At 55.7% G+C, this 25,307-nt stretch carries 16 protein-coding genes and 1 riboswitch; of the genes, 9 read left to right on the forward strand and 7 right to left on the reverse strand.

Annotation, left to right across the window (positions count from 1 at the left end):
* Positions 1-8: 8 nt before the first annotated feature.
* The 3 genes from ade to CHH67_RS09970 all read right to left on the reverse strand — a co-directional run bounded on the left by ade (position 9) and on the right by CHH67_RS09970 (position 4,908).
* Positions 9-1,811 carry an adenine deaminase gene (ade, locus tag CHH67_RS09960; RefSeq protein ID WP_095265018.1) on the reverse strand — a complete coding sequence of 601 codons (1,803 nt, stop codon included), beginning with the start codon at positions 1,809-1,811 and terminating at the stop codon, positions 9-11.
* Positions 1,812-2,095: 284 nt separating this feature from the next.
* A riboswitch (purine riboswitch) is annotated at positions 2,096-2,197 on the reverse strand.
* Positions 2,198-2,398: 201 nt separating this feature from the next.
* Positions 2,399-4,189 (reverse strand): sensor histidine kinase, encoded by a 1,791-nt coding sequence (locus CHH67_RS09965; protein WP_095265019.1) that lies wholly within the window; start codon positions 4,187-4,189, stop codon positions 2,399-2,401.
* The gene (locus CHH67_RS09970) at positions 4,189-4,908 is read right to left on the reverse strand and encodes a response regulator transcription factor (RefSeq protein ID WP_095265020.1); all 720 of its coding nucleotides are present in this window, start codon (positions 4,906-4,908) and stop codon (positions 4,189-4,191) included. The genes CHH67_RS09965 and CHH67_RS09970 overlap by 1 nt, the downstream gene beginning before the upstream one ends.
* A 143-nt stretch (positions 4,909-5,051) precedes the next feature.
* On the opposite strand from CHH67_RS09970, the gene CHH67_RS09975 reads away from it, so the two are divergent.
* The 5 genes from CHH67_RS09975 (at position 5,052) to CHH67_RS09995 (ending at position 13,656) form a co-directional block, all read left to right on the forward strand.
* Positions 5,052-6,290, forward strand: a complete 1,239-nt coding sequence (locus CHH67_RS09975; protein ID WP_244908141.1) for a DUF418 domain-containing protein — start codon at positions 5,052-5,054, stop codon at positions 6,288-6,290.
* A gap of 115 nt (positions 6,291-6,405) precedes the next feature.
* Positions 6,406-6,540 carry a DUF4023 domain-containing protein gene (locus CHH67_RS09980; protein WP_095265021.1) on the forward strand — a complete coding sequence of 45 codons (135 nt, stop codon included), beginning with the start codon at positions 6,406-6,408 and terminating at the stop codon, positions 6,538-6,540.
* A 271-nt stretch (positions 6,541-6,811) separates the two neighbouring features.
* Positions 6,812-7,966 (forward strand): YhgE/Pip domain-containing protein, encoded by a 1,155-nt coding sequence (locus tag CHH67_RS09985; RefSeq protein ID WP_095265022.1) that lies wholly within the window; start codon positions 6,812-6,814, stop codon positions 7,964-7,966.
* 18 nt (positions 7,967-7,984) lie between these two features.
* The gene (locus tag CHH67_RS09990) at positions 7,985-8,611 is read left to right on the forward strand and encodes a TetR/AcrR family transcriptional regulator (RefSeq protein ID WP_095265023.1); all 627 of its coding nucleotides are present in this window, start codon (positions 7,985-7,987) and stop codon (positions 8,609-8,611) included.
* 467 nt (positions 8,612-9,078) lie between these two features.
* Complete coding sequence (locus CHH67_RS09995; RefSeq protein ID WP_095265024.1) at positions 9,079-13,656, forward strand: discoidin domain-containing protein; 4,578 nt, start codon at positions 9,079-9,081, stop codon at positions 13,654-13,656.
* A gap of 287 nt (positions 13,657-13,943) precedes the next feature.
* Here CHH67_RS09995 and CHH67_RS10000 read toward each other — a convergent pair whose 3' ends face one another.
* Entirely contained in the window at positions 13,944-14,507 is a 564-nt protein-coding gene (locus tag CHH67_RS10000) for a CGNR zinc finger domain-containing protein (RefSeq protein ID WP_095265025.1), read from the reverse strand.
* A 267-nt stretch (positions 14,508-14,774) separates the two neighbouring features.
* On the opposite strand from CHH67_RS10000, the gene CHH67_RS10005 reads away from it, so the two are divergent.
* Entirely contained in the window at positions 14,775-15,932 is a 1,158-nt protein-coding gene (locus CHH67_RS10005; protein WP_244908142.1) for an epoxide hydrolase family protein, read from the forward strand.
* A 155-nt stretch (positions 15,933-16,087) separates the two neighbouring features.
* Positions 16,088-16,612: a P-loop NTPase family protein gene (locus CHH67_RS10010; RefSeq protein ID WP_095265026.1), complete on the forward strand. Its 525-nt coding sequence runs from the start codon at positions 16,088-16,090 to the stop codon at positions 16,610-16,612.
* Between the two features lie 206 nt (positions 16,613-16,818).
* Here CHH67_RS10010 and cysK read toward each other — a convergent pair whose 3' ends face one another.
* Positions 16,819-17,739, reverse strand: a complete 921-nt coding sequence (gene cysK, locus CHH67_RS10015) for a cysteine synthase A (RefSeq protein ID WP_095265027.1) — start codon at positions 17,737-17,739, stop codon at positions 16,819-16,821.
* A 312-nt stretch (positions 17,740-18,051) separates the two neighbouring features.
* Here cysK and CHH67_RS10020 point away from each other — a divergent pair, with 312 nt between their 5' ends.
* The gene (locus CHH67_RS10020) at positions 18,052-18,903 is read left to right on the forward strand and encodes a lipoate--protein ligase family protein (protein WP_095265117.1); all 852 of its coding nucleotides are present in this window, start codon (positions 18,052-18,054) and stop codon (positions 18,901-18,903) included.
* Between the two features lie 250 nt (positions 18,904-19,153).
* Here CHH67_RS10020 and CHH67_RS10025 read toward each other — a convergent pair whose 3' ends face one another.
* Positions 19,154-21,760 carry a transglutaminase-like domain-containing protein gene (locus CHH67_RS10025; RefSeq protein WP_244908143.1) on the reverse strand — a complete coding sequence of 869 codons (2,607 nt, stop codon included), beginning with the start codon at positions 21,758-21,760 and terminating at the stop codon, positions 19,154-19,156.
* The gene (locus tag CHH67_RS10030) at positions 21,757-22,809 is read right to left on the reverse strand and encodes a carbohydrate-binding family 9-like protein (RefSeq protein WP_095265029.1); all 1,053 of its coding nucleotides are present in this window, start codon (positions 22,807-22,809) and stop codon (positions 21,757-21,759) included. Before CHH67_RS10030 ends, CHH67_RS10025 begins: the two co-directional genes overlap by 4 nt.
* A gap of 123 nt (positions 22,810-22,932) precedes the next feature.
* On the opposite strand from CHH67_RS10030, the gene CHH67_RS10035 reads away from it, so the two are divergent.
* Entirely contained in the window at positions 22,933-25,242 is a 2,310-nt protein-coding gene (locus tag CHH67_RS10035; RefSeq protein ID WP_095265118.1) for a helix-turn-helix domain-containing protein, read from the forward strand.
* The last annotated feature ends 65 nt before the right edge of the window (positions 25,243-25,307 follow it).

Genomic DNA, 25,307 nt, shown 5'->3' on the forward strand with positions numbered 1-25,307 from the left:
CCCTTCGCTTATGACACCGGTCCAATCTCCGTTTCAATCAGCTTGAACTCGGTCACATCCGCAAGCCCACGATTCGTAATGCGGATTTCCGGAATGACCGGCAGCGCGATCAGGGAGAAGGTCATGAAGGGTGCATGGATCGGGCAGCCCAGTTCACGCCAGGCATCCTCCAGCGCTGCGACTTCCTCCGCAACCGTCTCAACCGGCCGGTCAGCAAGCAGTCCGGCAATCGGCATTGCGACCTTTGCCAGCACCTTGCCGTCCCGCACGGCAATCATGCCGCCGCCGCAAGCAGCAAGCTCGTTGGCTGCCAGCGCCATATCCTCGGTATTCGCGCCCATGACCAGCAAGTTGTGGCTGTCATGCGCTACGGTGGAGGCCACCGCACCGTGTTTCAGTTGGAAGCCGGTTGCGAAGCCAAGCGAGATTTGCCCGGTGCCTTGATGACGCTCAATGCAGGCTAGCTGGATGACGTCCTGGCTGACATCCGGCTGAATCACGCCTTCCTTCACCGGCAAAACAGCCGTATGCTTGGCTGTGCGGGCGCTGTTCTCAATGACCCGGACCACGTTCACCTTCGTTTGATGCGTCTCGTATTGGCTAAGGAGACGGAAGTCCGCTGCCGTTAACGCCCGCTGGAGACGAACGGAGCTGAAGGCCTTCTCTGGGTACTCGTAAACCGGGAACGGCTTGATGAGCTGCCCGGCCTCCGCTACCACCTCGCCATCAGTGATCACGATGGACGGAACCATGCTGTTCAGATCGTCGATCAGAAGCATGTCCGCGATTTTACCTGGTGAAATACTGCCCAGATCTCCATCCAGCCCAAAGTAGCGGGCCACGTTGACCGTCGCCATCTGAATGGCGGTGACAGGCTCTACGCCCTCCTCGATGGCCCGGCGCACCACATGGTTCATGTGACCAAGCCGGAGCAGCGTCTGCGGGTAAACGTCGTCTGTGACAAGGGAGATGTTGTCCGTCCGCACCTTGTCCTCCGTCACCACCTTGATCACTTCCTTCACGTCCTGCCAGGCCGAGCCCTCGCGAATCATCAGATGCAGACCGAGCCGAACCTTCGCGAGCGCCTGTTCTCTCGTAACCGTCTCATGATCCGAGCTCACCCCTGCGGCGAGATAGGCTTGGAGCATCCGGTCATCCTCTGCCGGAAAATGCCCGGTCACGGCCTTGCCTGCACGGATCGTCGCTTCAATCTCACCCTTCATCGTCGGGTCGCCATAGACAACCCCCGGGAAATTCATGACCTCTCCGAGGCCGGCCACACCCGGCCAGGTGAGGCCCTCTTCAATGTCGGACACGCCCAGCTGGGCCCCGGCATCCTCCAGATCGAACGTGGCCGGAACACAAGACGGAATGGTCGTAAACACTTTCAGCGGCAACTCGCGGCCTTCTTCATGCATCCAGCGCACCCCTTCCATGCCGAACACATTCGCGATCTCATGCGGGTCCATGAACACGCCCGTTGTGCCGGTCACGAGGGCAGCCTTCGCGAATTCCGTTACGGTCAGCATCGTGCTTTCGACATGCATATGCCCGTCGAGCAGTCCAGGTGTGATATACCGTCCGCGGGCTTCGATCACCTTCGTACCGTCTCCGATCGTATGATCCGCTTGTCCGATATAAGCAATTCGCCCGGCAGCAATAGCGATGTCTATCCCCTCTTGAAGCTCCCCTGTAAACACATTGACCAGCGTGCCGTTCTTGATCACCAGCTCGGCAGGCTCCTGGCCAAGCGCAATGCGCCCCAGGCGATCGCTAACTTCATATCGAGGCTGTCTTTGAATTGTTGTCATTTCGATCTCCACTCCCTTATATTTCAAGCTTTCCTAACCCGAGCCCAATTCATTCCCTGTCATGCGGCGGCGAGGTAATAAAAAAACAACCCGGGCTACAATTTCGCCCGGGTTGCCCATGATATCACATTTATAGATGACACAAGCCCCTTCTCGTCACTCGATTACCATATGCCGCGATTGTCCCCGCAAGGACTAACCCGGCGGCTCCCGCTTAACGAAAGGGGCCTTCCGCGATAGACAGCAGGCCGGCTGCTTCTTCGATCCGCTGCGTCCCCTGCATATTCGCTGTGTCATCCTCATGTAGTCAAGTCATTTACGGTAACCTGGTAGAAACGCCAGAGCCTTATTCTCCGGCATATACATCAAGAATGTATCTTATAAAGCCCTATCTGTATATTTCATTGTTTGCATTGTTGTTAGAATTATAATCTTCCTGCCTGAGAAGTCAAGACAGCCGCGATTTCCTTTTCTTGTCTCTTTCGCTTTCTTAGCCCTTATCCTCCCTATTCATCCCCTTCGGGAAGGAAGGCCTTGCTCGGCATCCTGCCCCCTAAGGCATACGCAGCGCTTCGATCATCGGATGCTCAGCTCCGCCTCACGCCTGTCGCCGCCGCTTCATCCGCACCATCCCAAGCCCTATCGCCCATCTCCGGCAGCAGGACCGTAATTGCCGTCCCTCTTCCCGGCTCCGACCAAACCTCCACCTGACCCTGATGCGCTTCCACAATCGCCTTGGCGATGCTCATTCCAAGCCCGGAGCCCTCCATGCTCTCCTCCGTATTCGTCCCGCGATAATACCGCTCGAACAGATTGGCCATCGTCTCCTCATCCATGCCAACCCCCTGATCAGCCACGGTGATCGCCACCCATCCCGGGCGTTTCTCCACCCGTACCTCGATCTCGATGCCATCCGGATTATGCTTGACAGCATTCGTAATCAGATTATCCATCAGACGCTGCAGCCAATTGACATTCCCGTTAACCGGAAGCTCTCCCTCTCCGCCGCTGAACGTATAGGACGCCTTGCTCCATGTAGCATCGTTCACATATTTCAGCACGCAGCGCCGCACCAGCTCGTTCACATCGACCGGGGACATTTCCTGCGGCGCGATCCGGCTCTTGAGACGGAATACCAGCGAGAAATCGTTGATCAGATCCAGCATATAGTCGCCTTTTTCCCGGATGACCGTGCCCATCTCCCTCAGCTCTTCCTTGCTCCATTCCTCCGGCGCGTTCTCAAGCATATAGCCATAACCCTGAATCGAGGCCAGCGGGGTTCGCAGATCATGCGATATGCCTGACATCCATTCCTCGCGGTTCCGGTCCAGTCGCTCCCGCTCCTCTTTGGCCTCCGCCAGTCGATTCGCCATCAGATAGAAAGCATGGATCACTTCCTTGTACAGCTTGTATCTCATGCGGAGCTTGCCATTCCTGCGGAATACCCTTTTTCGGTCCTTCGGTGTCAGCACTTCCTCATACTCCCCGCGTCCCATCCGTTCGAACCAGCCTGTGAAAAGCAGCAGCGGCCGGCTATACCGATAGCCGTTCCAGAACGAGATGGCCAGCGATATGATCAGCATGCAGATCATGAGCCATACGGTGGCCCAGATCACCTCCTGCATGACGGAGACTTTATTCGCGACATTCTCCCGCGGCGTATGATATAACCACGTATGTCCCGTGCGCTGATCACGATAGACGGTAATGGATGTAGAATACGTTCCAGGCTGTTCCTGCATCGCAATAATTTCTAGCGGATGATAACTGTCTTTCTCTGCGGATCGATCACCAATCGCCTGGACGATCTCCCCTTCGCCATTGATCACATGTAAAAAACCACCCAGACGAGCCATCTCCTCACCCAGCCTGACACTCCCTTCCGGACCGACAACCCCATTCTCCTGGAATCGGGCGAACCAGGACTGCAGCCAATCCGCCTTCTCATCCACTCGTCCTAACAAATACAGCAAGGGCTCTTCATAGGCCAGATCCATCTCCCAATTGACGGTATAGCCGCCTAATCGCCCGCTCTCCTGGATCTCGAGCAACTGGCTCACTGAATATTGCTCCGGAATATCTGAATTCGTATTGGATGCATGAATGACCTGCCCCCGGGTGTCTACAACCTGTAGCCACATGTCACTCTCTTTCAGCAATACATTCCAATACTCCGCCAACCGAACGACGCCATCCTCCGTTATCGTCTCAGCCACGATGCCTTCCAGCACACCTGCCGGGAAATTGCGCTTCATCTCCTCGTTGTTGATATGCTTGAGCAGGAAGAACAACAGCACCAGCAGCACGCAAAGCATCAGAACCGACAGGGCAATCATCTGATATGTAAAATGAAAAGCGAGCCTTCTCCGCAGTTTCATTAGGCGTTCTCCTTCACCAGCTTGTATCCCAAGCCCCTGACCGTGACCAGCAGCTTCGGATGGCTCGGGTCCTCCTCGATCCGTTCACGAATGCGGCGGATATGCACCATAACCGTATTGTCCTCGCCGATCCCGTCGATCCCCCATACCGCCTCGTACAGCTGAGACTTGGAAAAGACGATGCCAGGATGCTTGCAGAAATAGAGCAGCAGCGAAAACACCAGCGCCGGACACTGTACTGGCCGTCCCAGTACGCGGAGCTCTCCGGCAGTCTCATCGAGCACAAAACGCCCGTAATCCCACACCCGCCCGGCAACGACCGGCTCCGTCTCGACCGGGACTCCTCCCAGCCCCGTCCGGCGCAGTCTCGCCTTGATTCGGGCTGCAATCTCAAGCGGATTGAACGGCTTGGTCACATAATCGTCCCCGCCCATCGCAAAGCCGGTGAGCACGTCCAAATCGGACGCTTTGGCTGTCAGAAACAGAATATGCGGGCTTCCGTAAGCCCGGATTTTCGGGCACAGATCAAAGCCGCTTCCGTCTGGCAGCATAACATCCAGCAGCACGATATCCGCGCCGTGGGCCGAAATCGCCTCCAGCGCCTCCTTGCAATTCCCCGCCGTATATACTTGGTTAAATCCTTCCTTGCGCAGCACCATCTGCAGCATTTTCACAATGGAAGGTTCGTCATCGACAATTAGTATTTTTGCGTTCTCCATATCTCCCCACCCTCTAGCTAAATGCTAGCACAACTACCTTAACAGGAGCTAAACAATTACCGCAAATTTAAGGAAAAGTTAGGCTGGTCTTATCCGGGACGTTAACTCCGCTCGCTATACTGTTCAGCAAGAGGTGATGATCGGTGGTCAAAATACCACAACGCGCAGCGGCCGTTGATGCCATACGCGGATTAAGTCTGCTGGGCATTTTGCTGGCCAATATGCTTATTTTTCAATATGGGATGTATGGCAAGGACGAACTTCATCTGTTCCATCCGACCACAACGGATACTCTCGGTCACAGGCTGGTTCAGGTTCTCGTAGAGGGCAGCTTTATGCCGATCTTTACGTTCCTGTTCGGATACAGCATGATCAAGATGCGGGACGCGTTAACGGCGAGAGGCCGAACGTCGAGATGGAGCTTCATTCGCAGATCGCTGGCGCTAATCGGGCTTGGGATTGGGCACGGCTATTATTTGTGGGAAGGCGATATTCTGATCTTCTACGGGGCAATAACGCTGCTGCTTCTGTTCTTTCTGAAACGAAAGCCTCGAACGCTGATCCTATGGGGCGCTCTGTTTCTGACACTTACCGGTATCGTGAGCCTTGGAGCAGCGGAGAAGAACCTGGAGGAAACACAGCGACTGGAGAGCTACGTGACAGAAACGACCCATGTGTACCAGTCGGGAAGCTACAGTGAGATCATGGACTATCGCCTGAACTCGGAACCGCCGCTGGATCTGCCGGAATGGGTAATGCTCATCGTCATTCTGATTGTGCCGTTTATGAACGCGCCGATGTTTCTGTTCGGCATGGCGGCTGCCAAGAAGGGCCGCTTCCTTCAACCCTCGGCGGAAGCCACAACCTATCTGCGCTGGTCGCTTCTGGTTCCGCTCGGTCTGGTGCTGAAAACCGCCGCTGTCCTTCTCGGAAGCACCCACGCCTTGAGCGGGGTATGCATCGTGCTTGGCGGGCAGCTCCTGGCGCTCGGTTACATTCATCTATTCGCGCTGCTGTATGCGAAAGCTCCGAGCTCTTCCCTCGCATTTCGCGGGTTCGAAGCTGTCGGCAGAATGTCGCTGACGAACTATTTGCTGCAAACGGTCATTTCCACATCGATTTTCTACGGTTATGGACTCGGGCAGTTCGGCCGGCTTGGCGTATGGCCAGGCATCCTGCTGGCGCTTGCCATATATATGGCCCAGGCAGCAGCGAGCTTGCTCTGGCTCGAAAAGTTCCGCTCTGGCCCGGTTGAGCGGCTGATGCGGAGCCTGACCTACTGGACTTGGAGCGGACGAATAAAGCCGAAGCTGGCGAAGTTACGCCGAGCGGCGGAGGAATCCCGGCAAGCCGGTCGTGATGCTCCATCTCCAACGGGCTGAATGCGGGGAAGACAGCTTTTATGCCTACAGATTCATACATTCCCGGGATTACGGTTATATTAATCGGTGAATACACCGCCGTGATCACGGATGGTTACGTTGAAGGAGGTCCGGTATGGACAGCAGCACGCATGAGTTTGTGGAAAAGATGAATGAGAACGCCGAGAAGGCCCGCCGCAACCAAGAGCAGCACGGCCATGGAACGCCGAGCAGCAAGCTGCCGAACAAGCAGCATGGGACTCGCAAATAATTGAATCATTTGTATCTCTCGAAAGCGATCCGTTCATGGGTCGCTTTTTGGTGTGACCTTACGCCCCTATCCCTGAACTGGAGTCCGCCACCGAAGGGTAGGAATGCCCCGACGGAAAAAGCCGGACGCATCAGCTGGCAAATAGGTTAGGCTCCTTCAAGCAAGTCTCCAAGCGCTACCGACATCGAGTGGCTTGACATGGTCCCATCTGTTGTCTACAATTTAAACAAACGTTTATTTTAAACAAACATTTAAATTGGGAGGGAATCAAGTGGGTGGAGTGGTTAAGGATTTTTTCAAACAGAAAACAACGATCATCGGAATCGCTACGGCGGCGTTGTTCCAGCTTATTTTCAGTGTGGTATGGATGACGGGGTACAGCGGGGTTAATGAACGAACGAGCCAACTGCAGATTGCCGTTGTGAATGAGGATGCCGGCTTCGGGGCTGTGCTCGCGGCGTCGCTGCATGAACAGCTGCCATTCACCGTTATCAAGCCGGGGAGTTTGACAGAGGCTCGCGATCAGCTGGAGCAGCGGGAGGTCCAGATGGTGGTTCACATCCCCGCCGATTTCAGCGAAGCGGTATCGTCAACGGAATCCAAGGGGATGATTACGTATGCCATGAACGAATCCAATGTCGTCACGATAAAAAATGCTATGGCCAGTGTCGCCCAGCAAATCACTGCGACGGCCAATCAGCTTGCCGCACAGCACGGGGTCCAGCAGACCCTAGCCTCCATGCAGATCGCTGAGCCGCAAGCGGAAGCGCTCGCTGCAGGATTGACCTCCCGCATTGAGGGAAGCTACGAAATCAGCAATCCGGTGCCCGATATGGCTGACCAAATGGTGCCGATGATGATGGTGCTTGCCTCTTACGTCGGCTCGATGCTGCTCGGCATGAATCTGGAGCAGTCATCCGCAGCCTTGACAAGCCGGCACTCCAAGTGGCAGCGATTCACAGCGCGTCAGCTCATCAATGTCGGAACAGCCGTCATTGTCGGATTGTTCGGCGTGACGCTGGTCACGCTGCTGGGCAGCTCAACCGAACACAGCTTTCTGTCCTTGTGGGGCTTCCAGACACTGTTCCTGTTTGCCTTCATGACATTGGCGCAGGTCTTCCTGCTGCTGTTCGGCACAGGCGGCATGGTGTTCAACATTATGCTGCTGTCGGCACAGCTCGTATCGTCAGGCGCCATGGTGCCGCGCGAAATGCTGTCCGGATTCTATCAGGGACTGGGCGATGCGCTGCCTGCCACCTATGCCGTTGAAGGCCTGATGAACTTGCTGTTCGGCGGGCCGAGCACTACAGCACCAGCGCTCGCGTTAGCGGCAAGCGCTTTGGTATACTTAGGAATAGGTATCGCCGTAACGGCCGTGAGACGCGGCCGTGCACTGCCCGAGAGGAGTGCATTCGCGGCGAATTAAAAGAGGGGGCGCTGCGACATGACGGAACCGGACATCCGAACCAGAATTCTTCTCGCGGCGAAGACGCTGTTCGCGAAGCATGGGTTCGACGGAACGACGGTTCGCCAGGTTTGCGAGGAGGCAGGAGCCAACGTAGCATTGGTTTCGTACCATTTCGGCGGGAAGGAAAATTTGTTCTCCGCGTTGTTTGATGAGTTTTTCCCCAATGTGGACGATGCCTTGGAGCAGTACCGGGACATTCTCGCTCAGCCGGAGACCGGCCTGGCATTATTTATAGAACAGGTCATGCTGTTTAAGTTAAACGACCCGGACATGGGCAATATTCTGGAACAGGAAATTCTAATGCACTCTCCGCGGCTGCAAGCGATCCAAGACCGAACGTTTCCAATCTGGTCGAAGCTGCGCGACTTGATGCTGGACGGGCGCAGTCAAGGCAAGTTCCACTTCCAGTCCATCGATACGACGCTGTTGCTCGTACTGGGCAGCCTGCTGTTCCATAAGCGAAACTATTACTTCCGTCCGCTGCTCCTCGAGGAGCCGCAGCCGCCGGAAGCCGCCATCGCGGCCACGGTAGAATATGTATACGGAGCGCTCGGCGCTGCTCATCTCGTACCTGAGCGGTATCGGCAACGGGACGCGAGGTGACTGTCAACACAACGCTGAATCCATCGAATGATGAACGATGCATCCATAAATCATCGGGCGCTTGTTCGAGCCGCGTGAAGAGGTTTCTTTACGCCAATTCTATATTTATATTACGGCGAATCGGTCTTGAGCACTATGAGGACCGATTCGCTCTTTTTATATAGAAACAGGCGCTGCTCCGGGTGTTTCAGCTTCTGGAACAGACCGGAAAACCAGCAGATCATTGGCCGAATTTTGCAAGGGTAGCTGTTTTATCCTGGTCCCTCTAGAATATGTACATCTTTATGTATTGATCTTTCCTACCCGAGAAGGAAATTTCCTTTTATTAGATGTTCTTACTCAAATTCAAAAGTCTGGCCGTCGATATAAGCCGTGGAGCCAATCCCCATGAATATGTGAAAGGAGCGTTAGAGAAAGACCTCTTGGGGAAGGACGCGGCTTATATCATGATGGATAGGAGAGAACATATGTACAGACAACCAACGAGGAGAAAACATCCCCTCATCATACTCGCGAACGTTGTGATCGCGTTCCTATTATGGATAGGCAGTTTGCCGCTTGCAGCTCCGGCTGTTCATGCAGCGGATCGCGATCCTATACTGTCGCTTCACAGACCTGTTTACGCCTCTTCCAGCCTTGGCGGAAATACGCCGGATCTGGCCGTGGACGGAAACCCGAATACCCGCTGGGAAAGTGTATGGCAGAAGGACCCGCAATGGATTTACGTCGATCTCGGCGCCAGTGCGAACATCTCCAAGGTGACCGTAAACTGGGAGAATGCTTATTCCAGTGCATACACCATTCAAGTGTCGGACGATGAGATCGAATGGACCGATGTGACGGATGTCATTCAAGGAAGAGCCGGTGAGGTCGAGAGCGAAGTATCCGCAGCCGGCCGCTACGTCCGCGTCTATAGCACCGAGCGCGCGCAGCAGGCTTACGGCATTTCGATATGGGAGCTGGCCGTTTACGGTACTGGCGGTGCGAACAAGCCGCCGAAGCCGGAAGCCGTCAATCTGGCGCTGAACAAGCCGGTTACGGTCTCCTCCCTCGAAATTGATGAGCCGACTCGCTCGGCCGAGGACAAAGCCCGGATGGAGGAGCGCAACTACGCCGCCCGCAATGCGACCGATGGCGATCCGGGAACACGATGGTCATCCGTATACACGGATACGGAGTGGATCTATGTCGATCTGGGCGAAGTCAGCGAAATCGGCAGCGTCGCCTTCCATTGGGAAGCTGCTTACGGGCGTGCCTACCACATTCAGGTATCCAACGATGCCCGTGAGTGGACGACCGTGTACCGGGAGCTGAACGGCTCCGGCGGCAAGGATGTCATTCCGCTGTACACCCATGCCCGCTATGTCAAAATGGCCGGCATCGCGCGCGGCAGCGCAAACGGTTATTCACTGTTCGAATTTGAAGTGCGCGCTTACCGCGAAGGGGACCCGCAGCCTGTTTATGATATTCCGGAAGTAAAGGCTCCCTCCGCTGTGCCAGTAGGAGCCGGAAGCTATGAGATCAACGATATCACACAGCTGGAGCCGAAAAATCCGAAATACCGGACGCCGAATATCCAGGCACCGATCCCGTCCAATGGCTGGTGGCAGTCGATCCTGATCGCCAACCTGGGCGATGGCAACGGCCTGATCACTCTGCCGCTCAAGAACTGGTACACGAAGCAAGGACTCGCGGTATTGAACCCGGGTGCCGGTTATGTGTCGGCAAGCGGCGATAACATCGACGCAGACGGCGACCCGGATCTGTACCTGTTCGTCAACAACATCCATCCAGCCGAAATGGAGACGAAAATTTCCGGCTATGGCGATTATTCCGCCAGCGTCATCCTGAGTGATGACGATACGGCTAAGATGAGCACCACCTTTGTGAAGGGTTCGCCTTTCCTGTACAACACGTTTGAGAACCCGGATGCTGTCATTATTCATTCGCCGGTGCTTTCCCGACTGTTCGATGATAACAACAACCCGGTATTGGTGAATGACGGAGACGTGCTCGTAAGCGACCATATCGGCTTCGAAGTGGTGAACCAGGACCGAGCTCCAGCGCCGCAAACGTTCGTCCGCAGCTATGGCATCTATGCGCCGCCGGGAACGACGTTCATGAAGCTTGGGAATACGGTCAAAATCAAGCTTGGACAAGGCGACTACCTGTCCATCGCAGCCCTGCCTTCGGCAACCGAGCTGGAGCGATACTACCAGCACGCCTATGCGTTTGTGACCGATACACGCGTCGATTATCGCTATGACGAGGACACCTCCCTTGTCACAACGAACTTCACCTCGGAGACCGAGCCGAAAAGACCTGGCTTTTCCGAGGAAACGATCATGACACTGCTGCCGCACCAGTGGAAAATCACGACAACTCCGCTGACCGAGCTTAGCTACCCGTCCATCCGCGGTACGCTTAAAGTGCGGGAAGGCAGCACATTTACGACGGAAGACCGTTTTTACGGCATGATTCCGCAATTTGTAGAACCGAGCAACCCGGATTATTCGCGGGCCCAGCTCGTGGCTTACCTCGATCAGCTCGATGCCGATCTTGCGAACGGGCTGATGATCGCGGATCCTTACTGGCAAGGGAAAAAGCTGCATCCGCTCGCGGTAGCGGTGCTGATCAGCGACCAGCTTGGAGACACCGAGCGAAGAGACCGCTATTTGGCGGATCTGCGCACCATTCTGACGGACTGGTATACGTATTCCCCTGATGAGCCGCGTCATTCCCATTATTTTCACTACTCGACGTATTGGGGGTCCGTATTCCCTTACGCCAGCGGATTCGGGCTGAACACGGGACTGACGGACCATCACTTCACGTATGGCTATTACGTCTTCGCGTCCGCGGTGCTAGCGACCTACGACAAGGAGTTCTTGCGTGATTATGGCGATATGACAGAGGTGCTGATTCGCGACTATGCGAACCCGTCCCGGACAGACAACCTGTTCCCTTGGTTCCGCAACTTCGACCCTTATGAAGGCCACTCCTGGGCCGGAGGTTATGCCGACAACCGCAGCGGGAACAACCAGGAAGCGGCCGGCGAAGCATTATTTGGCTGGGTTGGCGAATACATGTGGGGGCTTGTCACCGGCAATGATGCCTACCGCGATGCGGGCATCTGGGGCTTCACAACCGAAGAGAAGGCGGCCGAGCAATACTGGTTCAACTATGACGGAGACAATTGGCCGGAGGCGTACAAGCATAAGGTCGTCGGGCATGTGTACGGCAGCGCCTACCTGTACGGAACGTTCTTCTCCGGAGATCATGAGATGGTCTATGGCATTCACTGGCTCCCGTCAGCCGAATGGATGACCTACTATGGTCGTCAGCCTGAGAAAGCCGCTGCCCTGTATCAGGGACTGATCGATGAGCTGGGAGGCCAGCCTGAAAACACCTGGTTCCATATCATCTGGCCATTCCAGTCCCTTAGCGATCCGGAGGCTGTGCTGGCCAAATGGGACACAACCCATATGCAGCAGAATGAAGCATTCAATACGTACTGGTTCGTTAACAGTATGGCCACGTTGGGGCACCGCTCCACCGCGATCTGGGCCGACTATCCGGCAGCTACTGTATATGAAAAAGACGGCGTGTACACAGCACAAATCTGGAATCCTTCAGAGAGCCCGAGAACCATTCACTTCTATAACGAAAACGGTGTTGTCGGCTCTGCCACCGTATATCCGAACGCGTTAGTTGCCGTTGATCCAACCCGGCATACAACAGTCGAAGGCCCCGACCCGTCTCAAGGCGTGTCCTACCTGGACCGGACATCCTGGGCGATCACGGCCTCCGCAAGTTCCGAGCCGGTATCCAACCTGACGGATAATGACCTGTCCACCCGCTGGTCCTCAGGACAAACGCAGCGGGCAGGTGAATGGCTGCAGGTCGATCTCGGATCAGAGCAGTCCTTTGATACCCTGTTCATGAATTCTGGCACAAGCTGGGGCGATTATGCGCGCGGTTACGAAGTATATGTCTCCAACGATGGCGAGAATTGGGGAGAAGCCGTGTTCACAGGGGCTGGCGCATCGCCGAGCCTGGCAGTCTCTCTGGGGGCTCAGCGCGCCCGATTCCTCAAAATCATGCTGACTGCCCCGTCGGACAGCTGGTGGTCGATTGCCGAGATCAAGCTTGCACGTTTTGGAGAGCCTGGGTCCCAGCCTCCGGTACAAGAACCGGGCACGGACAAACCGGAGGATCTGCCTGGCTGGACAGTGACTGCCTCCTCGTCTGCTGACGAGGAAAGTCCGTTCCATATGCTGGATGGCGATATCCGCACCCGCTGGACCAGCGGACAGCCTCAAGCAGGTGGAGAATGGCTGGAAATCGATCTGGGTACAGCCCACACCTTCGATACCGTCATCCTGGATCCTGGCGGCTCCACAGACGATTACCCGCGCAGCTATAAGGTGTATGTGTCTGAGGACGGTCAAAGCTGGGGAGACGCGGTCGCCAGTGGAGCAGGCGAGCCCGGGATGCTTGAGATGACCCTCCCTCCGCAGACGGCCCGCTATATTAGAATTGTTCAGACCGGGGAATCCGACAAATGGTGGTCGGTTGCCGAGCTGTCCGTGGTGTATTACGGCATCGGCAAGCAGCGGCAGCTGACTCCGGCAGACTGGGTAATCAGCGCATCGGCCAACTTTGACCTCTCGCAGACCGGGGCGATGCTGGATGGCGATATGTTCACCCGCTGGACCTCCGGTGCCGAGCAGAAGGGCGGCGAATGGATTATGCTGGACCTTGGCGAAGCGACACCGCTAGACAAAATCGTGATGGACAGCGGCAGCAGCCGAGACGATTACGCACGCGGTTACGAAGTCTACCTGTCCAGCGACGCGGAGAACTGGAGCGGCCCGGTCGCTTCAGGCGAAGGCAAAGGTCCGATCATCACCGCGGTCTTCCCGCTGCAAACAGCCCGCTACGTCAAGATCGTGCAAACCGGGGAAGACCTGCATTGGTGGTCGATCAGTGAGCTGGGGCTGTTCACCGCTGACAACGACGACCACGGATCGCCTGATCGTTGATCAGACGATGATCCGAGCAAGAAGGTCAAACACTTCACACGCTATGAGTAAATGAGAATATGAAGAAGCAAGCACATGAAACGGCATCTCCTGTCTACTTCGTTGCATGTTGCATGGTTATCCCTTTCGTTCAGGACGCTACCTGATCCAGTGGGATCATCGTGCTAAACATCAGGAGTGTCATTGCGTGCTGGGCTGGCCTCCGGAAGTCTGTTGATCTGACTTCCGGGACAGCCTTTTTTTTACCCCAAAATGCAGTGCCAGCCCTGCAATCATCAATCACGATCCTACGATCGGCTCACCCGGCTCCGCTCCCGGTACGCCCTGTTCTTGGCGCGGTTACCGCAGGCGCTCATGAGGCACCACTTTCCTGTTCCCGGACGGGATCGGTCTATAAATACCCACTGGCAATCCGGGGCCGAGCAGACCCGAATTCGCCGCCAAAGCCCTTTTCTTCTCATCTCATATACCAATGCCAATACATGCCCGAGCCCTTGCTTGCCTCCTTGATGAAGCGGCTCCAGCTTGTCCCCGTTGTCTTCAAGCCTAATCGCGTACTTGAATTCCCTGGCAACCTTCTCGAGTGGTTCCACGTCAACATCAGGCCCCGGATCATGCGGGTTAAGCTCAATAGCGCTTCTTAACGCGGCTCGCAGCTTCCTCGCCAGCGCCAGATCAGACTCGGACACAGGCTCCTCGCCGGCAATATAATGAATGTTCTGCAACCAGTGCTTCAAATCCTCAGGGACCACCCAGCACTCTGTGCCCGGGTCCCCCTCATATCGCATTCGCCGATCATAGGTATTGATGAAATCCGCTATAATTTCCAGCCCCTGATAGTCTTGCTCCATCACAGCCCAACCTCCTGTTGCTATTGATCCTGCAAACCATTAAAATAAAATAACAGGTTAGCTAACCTTTAAATATGTTTTATAAGTCACGTTTCTCATGATTTACTCCATTTTATCACATATTCACATAACGCCCCCAACCGGGTTCTGTCAACTTTGTACAGCCAGCTATGGCAGACCACCGCCTCATCCATAAAGCGAATAAGATCGTAGCGTACCACATGCAAACACCACCCCTATTTCAATGAAACGAGAGGAGTGCCTGATATGAAAATAGACATTCAGCCTTTCCGCTTCCGGGTAGCGCCGGAGGATATCGAAGACCTGAATCGCCGTCTGGACATGACCCGCTGGCCGGATGAAATCCAGCATGCACAGGGGGACTATGGAATTCCGCTAGCCTTCATGCAGGAAATGATTCGATACTGGAGGCACGAGTTCGATTGGAGCCGCATGGAGCGCAACATCAATGCATATCCGAATTATATCGCCGACATTGACGGACATCGCATTCACTTTATTCACATCAAGAGCAGCGGCGCGAGCCCCATCCCCTTGCTCCTTGCCCATGGTTGGCCCAGCACCTTCTATGAGATGCTAGAGCTGGTCCCCTACCTAACTGAGACGGATACATACGGGGATGGCTCCGGGCTTTCTTTTGATATTGTTATTCCATCCATCCCTGGCCACGGCTTCTCCATCGGGACGAGGGAGCCGGGGTTTGAGGACCGGCAGGCCGGGCAACTTCTCGGCCAATTGATGGCCGGCCTAGGGTACGATCGGTTCGGCGCCCACGGGTATGATATCGGCGCCAGCATCCTCGGGCTGCTCTGTCTGGATCAACCGGAGAGCATAATCGGCTACCACACCACGTCGCCAGCCAATCCAAGCCCGTACACGGATGAAACGACCATTCTCACCCCGGAGGAAACCGAGTACCTTGACCTTCAGCGGCAGTGGTATGCATCGGAAGGCGGATATGCGCATCTGCTCGGCACCAAGCCTCAGACGGCGGCTTATGGCCTTGAGGACTCGCCAGCTGGACTTGCCGCTTTTATATTGGAAAAATGGCATGACTGGACTTACCCCAAGGATGGCGACCTGCTGCAGCACTTCAGCCGGGATTTCCTCATTAGCAACGTAGCAATCTATTGGCTGACTCGGACCATCAATTCGTCTAACCGCTATTATTACGAAGGCAGGCATACCCGCTGGCCCGGCCCGGGAGAGTCCTCTCCTGTTCCGCACGGCATTGCTCTAACGTCCGAGCCGAATACTCGCCCGCCACGGGCATACGTGGAGCGTATATTTCCTAATCTCATTCGCTGGAAGGATCTAAATATCGGAGGGCATTTTATTGCCGCCGAGCAGCCGAAGCTTCTGGCTGAGCAGATTCGGGGTTTCTTTCACATGCTGCAAGGCTAAGCTAAACTAGGCACAATGATTCAAACAAAAATATCACGGTCGGAGAAACCGGGCACCAGATAGAGATCGACGCACAAAAAGAGGACATATGAGCACGCGAATCGAATCCTTATTTTCCAACCTCTATTCTCTGACCGGGAGGCTCATGACTTGATATGGAAAAGAAAATTCCGCGCAAAATTCATATTATCGGCTCTGTAGGCAGCGGCAAAACAACACTCGCCCGATCCCTGTCCGCCCGGATGGATGCTCCTTTCTATGAACTGGACAATGTCGTATGGATCCGAGCGGACGCTGGGGATATCCGGCGTGATGACGAAGCCATCGTTGCCCTGCTCCAACAGATAGTTCAGAGCGAAAGCTGGGTAAGCGAAGGCGCACACTATCATCACTGGGTTCGGCCTGCTCTTGAGGAAGCCGATCTGATCCTATTTCTGAGCCCGTCCTATCTCACTCGCTGTCGCCAGATCGTCAAGCGATTCATCAAACAGAAGCTTGGGATCGAACAAGCGAATTACAAGCCGACCTTTGACATGCTGATCAAGATGTTCAAGTGGAATCACAGCTACGAGCGGGAAGGCAAGCGGAAGATCGCTGCAATGCTCACGCCCTATACCGATAAAGTGATCGTCGTGCAGAGCGGCAAACAGGCTCTGGCTCAATTCAGAAATCAGAGCTGACTTCCAGTGAAGCGCGGGGCTCAGGGGAATGAGGGCTTTCATCACTGCCCGAACAACACCCATGAATATACCAAAGAACCGGACGGCAAGATCCCTCTCTTGCTTCGTCCGGTTCTTCGTTTGGTTATACGATACGGGCAACCACCCACGTCTTACACTGCAACTTCCCTGCTGTACAGCCAAGCTGCCGCAGCGCAGTCTTATCATTATGGTCCAAAAATATCCATGCTCAAGTAACGCTCACCTGTATCCGGAGCCATACATACCACCCGTTTCCCTGCTCCCAGCCGCTCCGCTACGCGGATCGCGGCAAATACCGAGGCCCCGGAGGACGGCCCGACCAGAATCCCTTCCTGACGAGCCAGGCTGCGGACCATCCCGATCGCTTCTTCATCAGCAATCTGAATGATCTCATGATAGATCTCCGTATTTAAAATATCCGGCACAAATCCCGGGCTTGTGCCCACCAGCTTGTGCGGCCCCGGCTGTCCGCCAGACAGCACCGGCGAGCCCTGCGGCTCAACAACCGCAATATGCAGTTCCGGCAGATGCTTGCGCAATTCCTCCCCGGTGCCGGTAATCGTCCCGCCCGTTCCGGCGGTCGCCACAAAGGCATCCAGCCGCCCTTCCATCTGCTCCAGAATCTCCGGCGCCGTCGTGACTCTGTGAATGTCCGGGTTCGCCTGATTCTGGAACTGCTGCGGAATGAAGCTGCCAGGAATCTGTGCTCGCAGTTCCATCGCCTTGGCTATCGAGCCTGGCATGCGCTCGCTGCTCGGCGTCAGCACCACCTCTGCGCCATAGGCCTTCAGAATGTTGATCCGCTCCTTGGACATATTGTCCGGCATGACCAGAATAGCCCGATAGCCTTTCGCCGCCGCGATCATCGCCAGGCCGATGCCCGTATTGCCACTGGTCGGCTCAATGATGGTTCCTCCGGGAGCAAGCAAGCCCTGTTCCTCTGCGGTGCGGATCAAATTATACGCCGCCCGGTCCTTCACGCTGCCCGACGGATTGAATCTTTCCAGCTTGACATACACGTCGGCCGCACCCTGGGGCACCACGCGCTGGAGCCTTACCATCGGCGTCTGGCCGATCATCTCCACTACATTGTTATAAACGTCCATGCTCTTCTCCTTCTATACGGTCCTGGCAAAATTGATCCCGCTGCATCCTATCTTCGCCAAAATTTTGTCAAAGTGGTTCTACCTGTCTATCTACCATTGATGTTCTGCCCATTCCTATAAATACAATAACTTAACAAGGATTTTCTTTCATCTTAGAAAAGATGCCGCTTGCTTGTCAAACGAAAGGCGCAAGCAAATCTTTCATGCCACCCCGGGCATTGTGGTATTCTGTTCATATCAATTCCATTCATTTCAGCAGAACATGCTCCGGCTTTACATATAGAGGAGGCTTACCCGTTGAACAATTTGAACATGAATATCCCCTTCCGCTTACCCGAACACCAGCCGATACTTATACTGGACCGAACCGCTGATCTATCCTCGATGGATGTCCTTCACCATTTTGCCATGGACGAGCTGCTCTGCAGCCAAACCGGGAATGGCGGGCCAGCCATCTGCCATCTATGGCGGCATCCCCGCGCCTTTGTCATGGGCGTGCGGGACAGCCGCCTCCCCCATGCGCCGGAAGGCGATGCCTGGCTGCGTTCCCAGGGCTATAACACCGCGGTCCGCCACTCCGGCGGCGCAGCCGTTCCCCTGGACGCAGGCGTCGTGAATCTGTCCCTGATCCTGCCGTTCGATTCTACGGGCAAGGCTCCGGACTTCCACGACGACTTCGAGGTGATGGTGCAGCTGATCCGGGACGCGCTGCATTCTACCGAGGCGCAGGTGGACACCGGCGAGATCGCCGGCGCCTTCTGCCCCGGAACGTATGATCTCAGCATCGGTGGGCTTAAATTTTGCGGCATCGCCCAGCGCCGCCAGCGGCATGCCTTCATCATCCAGGCATTCATCATCGCCAGCGGCTCCGGCAGCGAGCGCGCCAGGCTCGTGCGCTCCTTCTACGACATCGCCGCCTCCGGCGCGGCTCCCGGCAGCTATCCGCTCGTGGAAGAGAGCAGTACCGCCAGTCTGGAAGAGCTCATCCCCGGGCAGGACGACGCCGTGAACAGCTTCACGCATGCAGTCAAGGACGTGGTCCGCCGGTGGCAATCTGGCTATGACCTGACCCAGGCGGCCGCCCGGTTCAAGCTGCCCTCTGCAGACGATGTCCGGGAGATGGCGGACAAGCTGCGGCAGCGGTATGCAGATAAGTTAAGTTAAAAAAACGGACTGGGGCTCGCAGGATTCTATCTTTATAAACGGAGAAATTCCAACACATAATGCAACCCTAACAAACAAGCTGGCCTCTACTTGGCCAGCTTGTTTGTTAGGAAGGATTCACCGAAAGACCCTCCAGGGGAGCATATCCTAATAGCTCTCAGATTCATGATATAAGTAAGTCATCTGTATAGTGAGCCAACCCCTTGCGGTGCCTCAGCGGCACCTCATTGCCAGTTCAGCTCCTTCAGCACTAGCCGAGCGCCTTCAGCGTCTTCACAATGTCTGCTCCGATGCCGAGCTTGTAGCCCTCAGACATGTACCGGACTTGACGGCTCACATCCAGAACCAGCACGACCGGCCATTCCCGGCCCTGGAGATCAGGCACGGTTGCCTTCACCTCTTCCAGCAGTCCGCGGGCACCGTCCTCCTCTACCCGCAGCGTGGCCTGATCCGGCAGCCCATCCATATCCTGTGATGCCGGCGCTGCCTCGCTAAACAGCTTGATCGGCCCGCCCCAGTCTTCCAGCCGGTCAGACAGCTCTCTCAGTTCACGCAGTACATGCTTGGACGGCTCGCGCTCGGACTCCAGCCAGACCAGGACGATGCCAGTGTGCTCGGCGGCCACACTGCCGCTGCCGGCACAATCTGTCCATACGCGGTCACTGACTTTGCCCCATACGGGCGCTTCAATCTCCTCTTCCCGGAATATCAGCGGTGCCTTCACTTCTTCACCCGGCGCAACGCTAAAGAAAGAGAGGCGCACCCGAACCGAACCGTCACCAAGCCGGGTTCCTGTCGTCAGCCGGTAATCTCCGCTCAGCACCTCGTAAGGCTTGTCGTATACATCCGTTTCCCCGAACGGAATCGACAGCGTACGATACCTGCCCTCCTCCAACCGGGCCAGCGTGAAATTGTAATGATACGTGGCCACGTCGGATGAAGCGTCCGCTGCCGGCTGATTCGGCGGCTGTACAAAACATACCTTCCCTTTCGCAGCCAGTTCAGCCGCCCCTGCCTCTGCAGCCTCCTGCCGGAGCCCCGCCGGGTCCAGCACCGCATCCTGCCAGCTTCCTGCCTGCCAGAACTGCGGCGTGCCGTTCAGCGGCTCCAGTCTGGCCGGGATGCCCAGGCTGCGCGCCGCCGCCACAAACGCGATATGCCGGCTCAGCCGATCCGCCACCTTCAGCCGGAAGGCACCAACGGGCGTTGCCATTCCTGAATAACGGTCCACATCGCTGGCTACCTGAATCAAGCTGCCAATGTGCTCGGCGAGCAGCTGCGGGCTCGCAGCATAGCGCGACTTCTCTTCCTCGGTAAAGGACTGCTGGAAGAACGCCCTGTACGGCGCAATCATTTCAAAGTGTACCCGCGGACATAGCACGTAAGCATCAAACAGCTCCGAATCCGGAACGCGATCCACAAACGGCAGGGCGCCGTTCAGATGATCATGCAGCGACTCCCGGAACGTATCCGTCAGATCCTTCACCCGCAGGCTTTCCAGAAGCCGAAGTCCCAGCAGCCGGTGTTCAGGCTTGATCTCCTGCAGGAACAGAGCCAGCTCCTCCCCGTTCCCTTTCGACTGCTGCAGCACCGGCAGCAGCCGCTCCAGCGGCAGCGCCAGCTCCCCAGCCAGCTTGGCCGCATACGCCTCGGAGCAGAACGTGGCCTCATATGCCGAGCGAATGGCCGTTCCTTCCTTCATCCGCTCCTCGTGGCGCCGGCGCATCTCTTCGCTGACGACCCGTTCTTCCCCTCCGGACACCGGCGGGGGTACCATATCCAGCTCCAGCACCTGACCGTAGTCCGGCTGCGAGTGAATGGTCAGCTCGAATTCCCCGGCCTCGGACACGCGGATATGCCGGAAGCCCCAGCCCTGCTCTCCACGGGCATGAACGAGCAGATCGCCAAGTCCTGTCATCAGGGTGACACGCCCTTTAGCATCGGCCTTCTTGGTGACAATCGTGCTGAATTCAGCGAAGTTATACAGCTGGAAATTCACCTCTGCATTGATCGCCGGTCTCCCATCCTCATCCACAACATACACCGAGATCTCTTTCACTGGCGCATAATGGTCCAGCATATTGATCTCCGCATACCACGGATGATCCGAGCAAATTTCCTCCGGACCATCATAATCAGCCGCTACCCGGGTGTTCACCAGCATCGCGCGCGTGGATGGTGAGCGGAACCAGCCTTCGTCCAGCACCGGCTCCGGCTCACAGGCGCCGATGAAATGCCAGGCGCCGTCCGCCCAGGCCTCCACCCAGGCATGGTTGGAGTCGCAGTGGGCCCAGCGCGGCGTATATACCTGACGCGCCGGAATGCCGATGCTGCGCAGCGCGGTCACCGCCAGCGTGGATTGCTCCCCGCAGCGTCCGAGTGCGGTCCGCATCAGCGTCAGCGGCGAAACCGTCCGGGCATCGTTGCCCGTATAAGTCGCGCGCTCATGACACCAGTAGTTGGTCTCCAGCACCGCCTCCGACATCGACAGGCCTTGTACCCTCGGGGCCAGCTCATGGTGGATCACCATGCGGCTTTCGTCGATGTTCTCATTGTTGACGCGGTAAGGCAGCACGAAATGAACGAACAGCTCCTCCGGCACCGACCGCCCCCATGGCATCTGCTCCCGAACCTCAAGCGCATGCCGAACGTGACGAAGAAAGAACGCCCCGTCATAATCGGCCAGGTCATGCAGCGGCATATACGCATACAGAAATTTCAGCAGCAGCCGCTCTTCCTCCGTCAGCGGCTCACGAAAGACGCCGAACAGCTCCCGCTCCCGAAACTTCGCCCACTGCCTTTTGGCTGCAAATTTCTCTTCCATCACCTGCACATCAAATCCGTAGGTTGTATTCATTCTCTCGCTCCCTCCTGCTCCGTCCATAACTTGCCGTCCTCCCGAATGCATACCCGGCTGCGCCCATCGCTTGATCGGGCCGAGACCTGAAACAAGCTCGACGTGGTTTCAAGCTTCAGATCAAGCAGGCCGTCGTCCCAGCCCTTCTCCGCCTCGCCCAGCAATATGTCAAGCCGGTCACTAAAGACCCCATGCTCGGCGTAATAGTTCCGCTGCCGGTAGTACACCTTCCTCAGCAGACGCTTGATCCCTTCATCCGGCGGAAGCGCGAATTCCGCCTGCTCATGATCGGCGAACATCACATATCCCCACAGCTCCGGATAGTGCATATTGATAATCCCCATCGGGCTCCATACCCAGTTCTCCTCCGGCAGCGGTTTGCCGGTAGCCGGATCCAGCCTTTTCACATATTGACCGTCCTTGATTTCCACATGCCACTCCACCCGGGAGAAGTTCACCCGCCAGCATTCACCAGCCCTTGGCCCGCGCCCCTCCGGCGCACACTCCTTCAGGCTGCTCCATGGCATCGCTACCTCCAGGCTCCATTTCCGGTTGTCGGCAGACGGGTTGTTGATTTCGCCCTCGATATAAACAGCGGTCTCCAGCCCATGAATATCCCATCCATTGATCGCCGGACCTCCGTCCCGATATGGCTTCGGCAGCAGCAAATCCCATACCGTATTCCATGCGTTGATCTCGAATTCGTAATAATTATGGGTATCGCCATCCGGATCAATAAAGATTTCAAAATCATTGTCATGGAAAATGACCGAATCCCGCTCAGTCAGCGTCGCCCATATTTCGTCTTCTTCCAGCTCGGCCCCCACATAGAAATAATCATCGTCCCATAGCATTTTGACTCGGGTCCGCTTAGGCGGTCTCGGCTTCAGCTCCCCCTCAATATCGACGAAATCCTCCGTCCATTCCGCCTTCTCCCAGAATGGCTTATCCAGGCGTCCATCCAGCTTCAGCTTCCCCGAAGCCCTTCGGCAAATGTAATGTTTTGGCTGCACCTCGATGCCCGGTTCAGGCACACCGCTGTAATTCATCACGATTCCCTCCCTCATCCTCCTCATCAATTTCTGCGAAAGTTGAATGCGGAGCATTGATTTATATCCCTAGTTCTCTTACTATTTTTAAATAAGAAGCTAACAGGAGGTACCTACATGAAGATGAAGTGGAATCACTTTAAATCCAAGCTACTCCTGAAATACACGCTATCCTACATCTCCATTTTCCTTATACCTCTTGTTATATTGACGTTTATTATCTACCAGAATGCGACTGACACCCTCCGCTCCGAAATCGAACACACTAATGTAAATCAGCTTACGCAAGCGATGACCGTCATCGACGAGCGCATGAAGGAACTGCACGAAATTGCCTCCCGGATTGCCTACGATGGCCAGCTCACACCCTATCTCGTGCATCATCCCTACTACAGCCGCGATGCGATCAGTACGCTGGAGAAGTACAAGGCTACCAGTTCCATCATCAACGAGCTGTTTCTTTATTTCCGTGGGGAAGACCTTATTTATTCGGCGAAGGGCCTGGAGGATTTGTCGGTGTTTCTTGGCCGCTACAAATTCCACAGCTGGAAAAAAGAAGACTTCATCAACGATCTGAACAACGTGCGTTTCCCGACCATGCGGCCATCAGAGCTCGTAGACCGCAACGGGCAGCTGCAGCAATCGCTCATGGCGTATCTCGTGCCCATTACACCGAACAAGCCTTATCCTCATGGCACGGTCATGTATCTCATTCCCGAGTCCAGCTTGACCGGACTGATCGACTCCATTCTGACCGACTACCAGGGGATGACCTACATCTTTGATGACAACGGCCATGTGCTTGCTGCCAACCGCCACGGCGAGCCGGTTACCCCGGATGAGGTGAATGCCCTCTACCAGCTCACTTCCGGCATTCACAGCATTACGCTGAATCAGGAGCAGCACTCGGTCGTTTCCGTCAAGTCCGAAGACAACGGCTGGACCTACGTGACTGCGATGCCAAGCAAGCAGTTCCAGGAGCGCATTCTCCATATCCGCACCTTCATTCTGCTCGTATTCTCGGTGGTTGTGGTGATGGGGACACTGATCGCGATCCTGCTCGCAAGACGGCAGTATCACCCGATATCAGATCTAATGGAGATCGTGAAATTGAAAACCCTTACCGAGCGATCTTCCGAGCCTCCGGCCAGCAACGAGCTGGATTGGATCAAAAAAACACTGCACAATTACATCAAGCGCATCGATATTCAGGAGCCTTATGCCCGGAACCAGTACTTGCTGATGCTGCTCAAATACGGCCATTCCCGGGATTATACGGCCGAGGTGCAGAGCATGCTCGGCATCCGGTTCCCGCACTCGCATTATTTTGTCATACATATTAGCTGGGACCAGACAGCCAAGGCCGAACCGCATGATGCCGAACTGCAAGAGGAGCCTGTACCGTCTATCGTGCCGCTCTTTACCGATATCAGCATTCCTGAGCATGCCGCTTCTGCCTATGGCGTCGAGCTTCCGCAGCCAGAGCAGCTCGCCTTGATCATCGGCTTTGACGCCGATAACGAAGACCCGAGCGTATTGTACGAGCGCAGAGTTCAAATCGTGGAAGCCGTGCGGTCGAGAATACGAAGCAACTCGCCGGTCCCTCTCGCGATCGGGGTAGGGACAGCCTACACCAGTCCCGAGCAATTGCATCAATCCTATATCGAAGCCTCATCGGCACTTGATTTCTGCATGCTGAACAACCAGGAAAGCACCGGCTTCTTCGATAAATTATCCGAGGTGCAGGACCCTGCCTTCTGGATACCGAAGGATCTGCTGCTGAAGCTCAACCAGAGCCTGAAGCAGGGCAGCTACAAGGTTGCCGCGCAGACGATTCACACGGCGATCGCCAGCCTCAAGACCGAGAAGATCCCGGTGGCGCTGCTGCGGTGCATCTGCTTTGACATTATGAATACGATGCTGAAGATGGCCTCGGAGCTTGGCATTCATCATGTGGTGAAGCAGCTCCCTCAGCTGACCTCCTTCGATTCTCTCGAGGAGCTGGAGAAGAAGCTGAATGTGCTTGCCGCTGAAATCTGTGATCATGTCGAGCGAAAAAGCGTATACGAGGAGAACACCCTGCTCAACAAAATCATCGCTTACATCGACGAGAACTTCACTGATTATACGCTGAGCCTGGGCACCATCTCAGCCAAATTCTCCATCTCGGCATCCTATTTCAGCCGTTCCTTCAAAGAGAAGGTAGGCACCAATTTCTCGCAATATATATGGCAGAAGCGAATGGACGAAGTGATCCGCCAGCTGATTCAGACCAGCGATCCGCTCAAGGACATCATCACCCGGGTCGGTTATCTGGATACACCGAACTTCATCCGCAAGTTCAAGAAAGAGATGGGCTGTACGCCGGGACAGTACCGCAAGCAGTACGGGAACAGCGGCGCGGCCGAGCTTGCCGATGATGAAGAGGACTAGTCCTTATCCGAGCTGCTCACTGCTCATATCGGAATATCGATATATAGGAAGCAACTCCCCGGTTC

It is taken from the genome of Paenibacillus campinasensis (assembly GCF_002272015.1).
Lineage (GTDB): Bacteria > Bacillota > Bacilli > Paenibacillales > Paenibacillaceae > Paenibacillus_AQ > Paenibacillus_AQ campinasensis.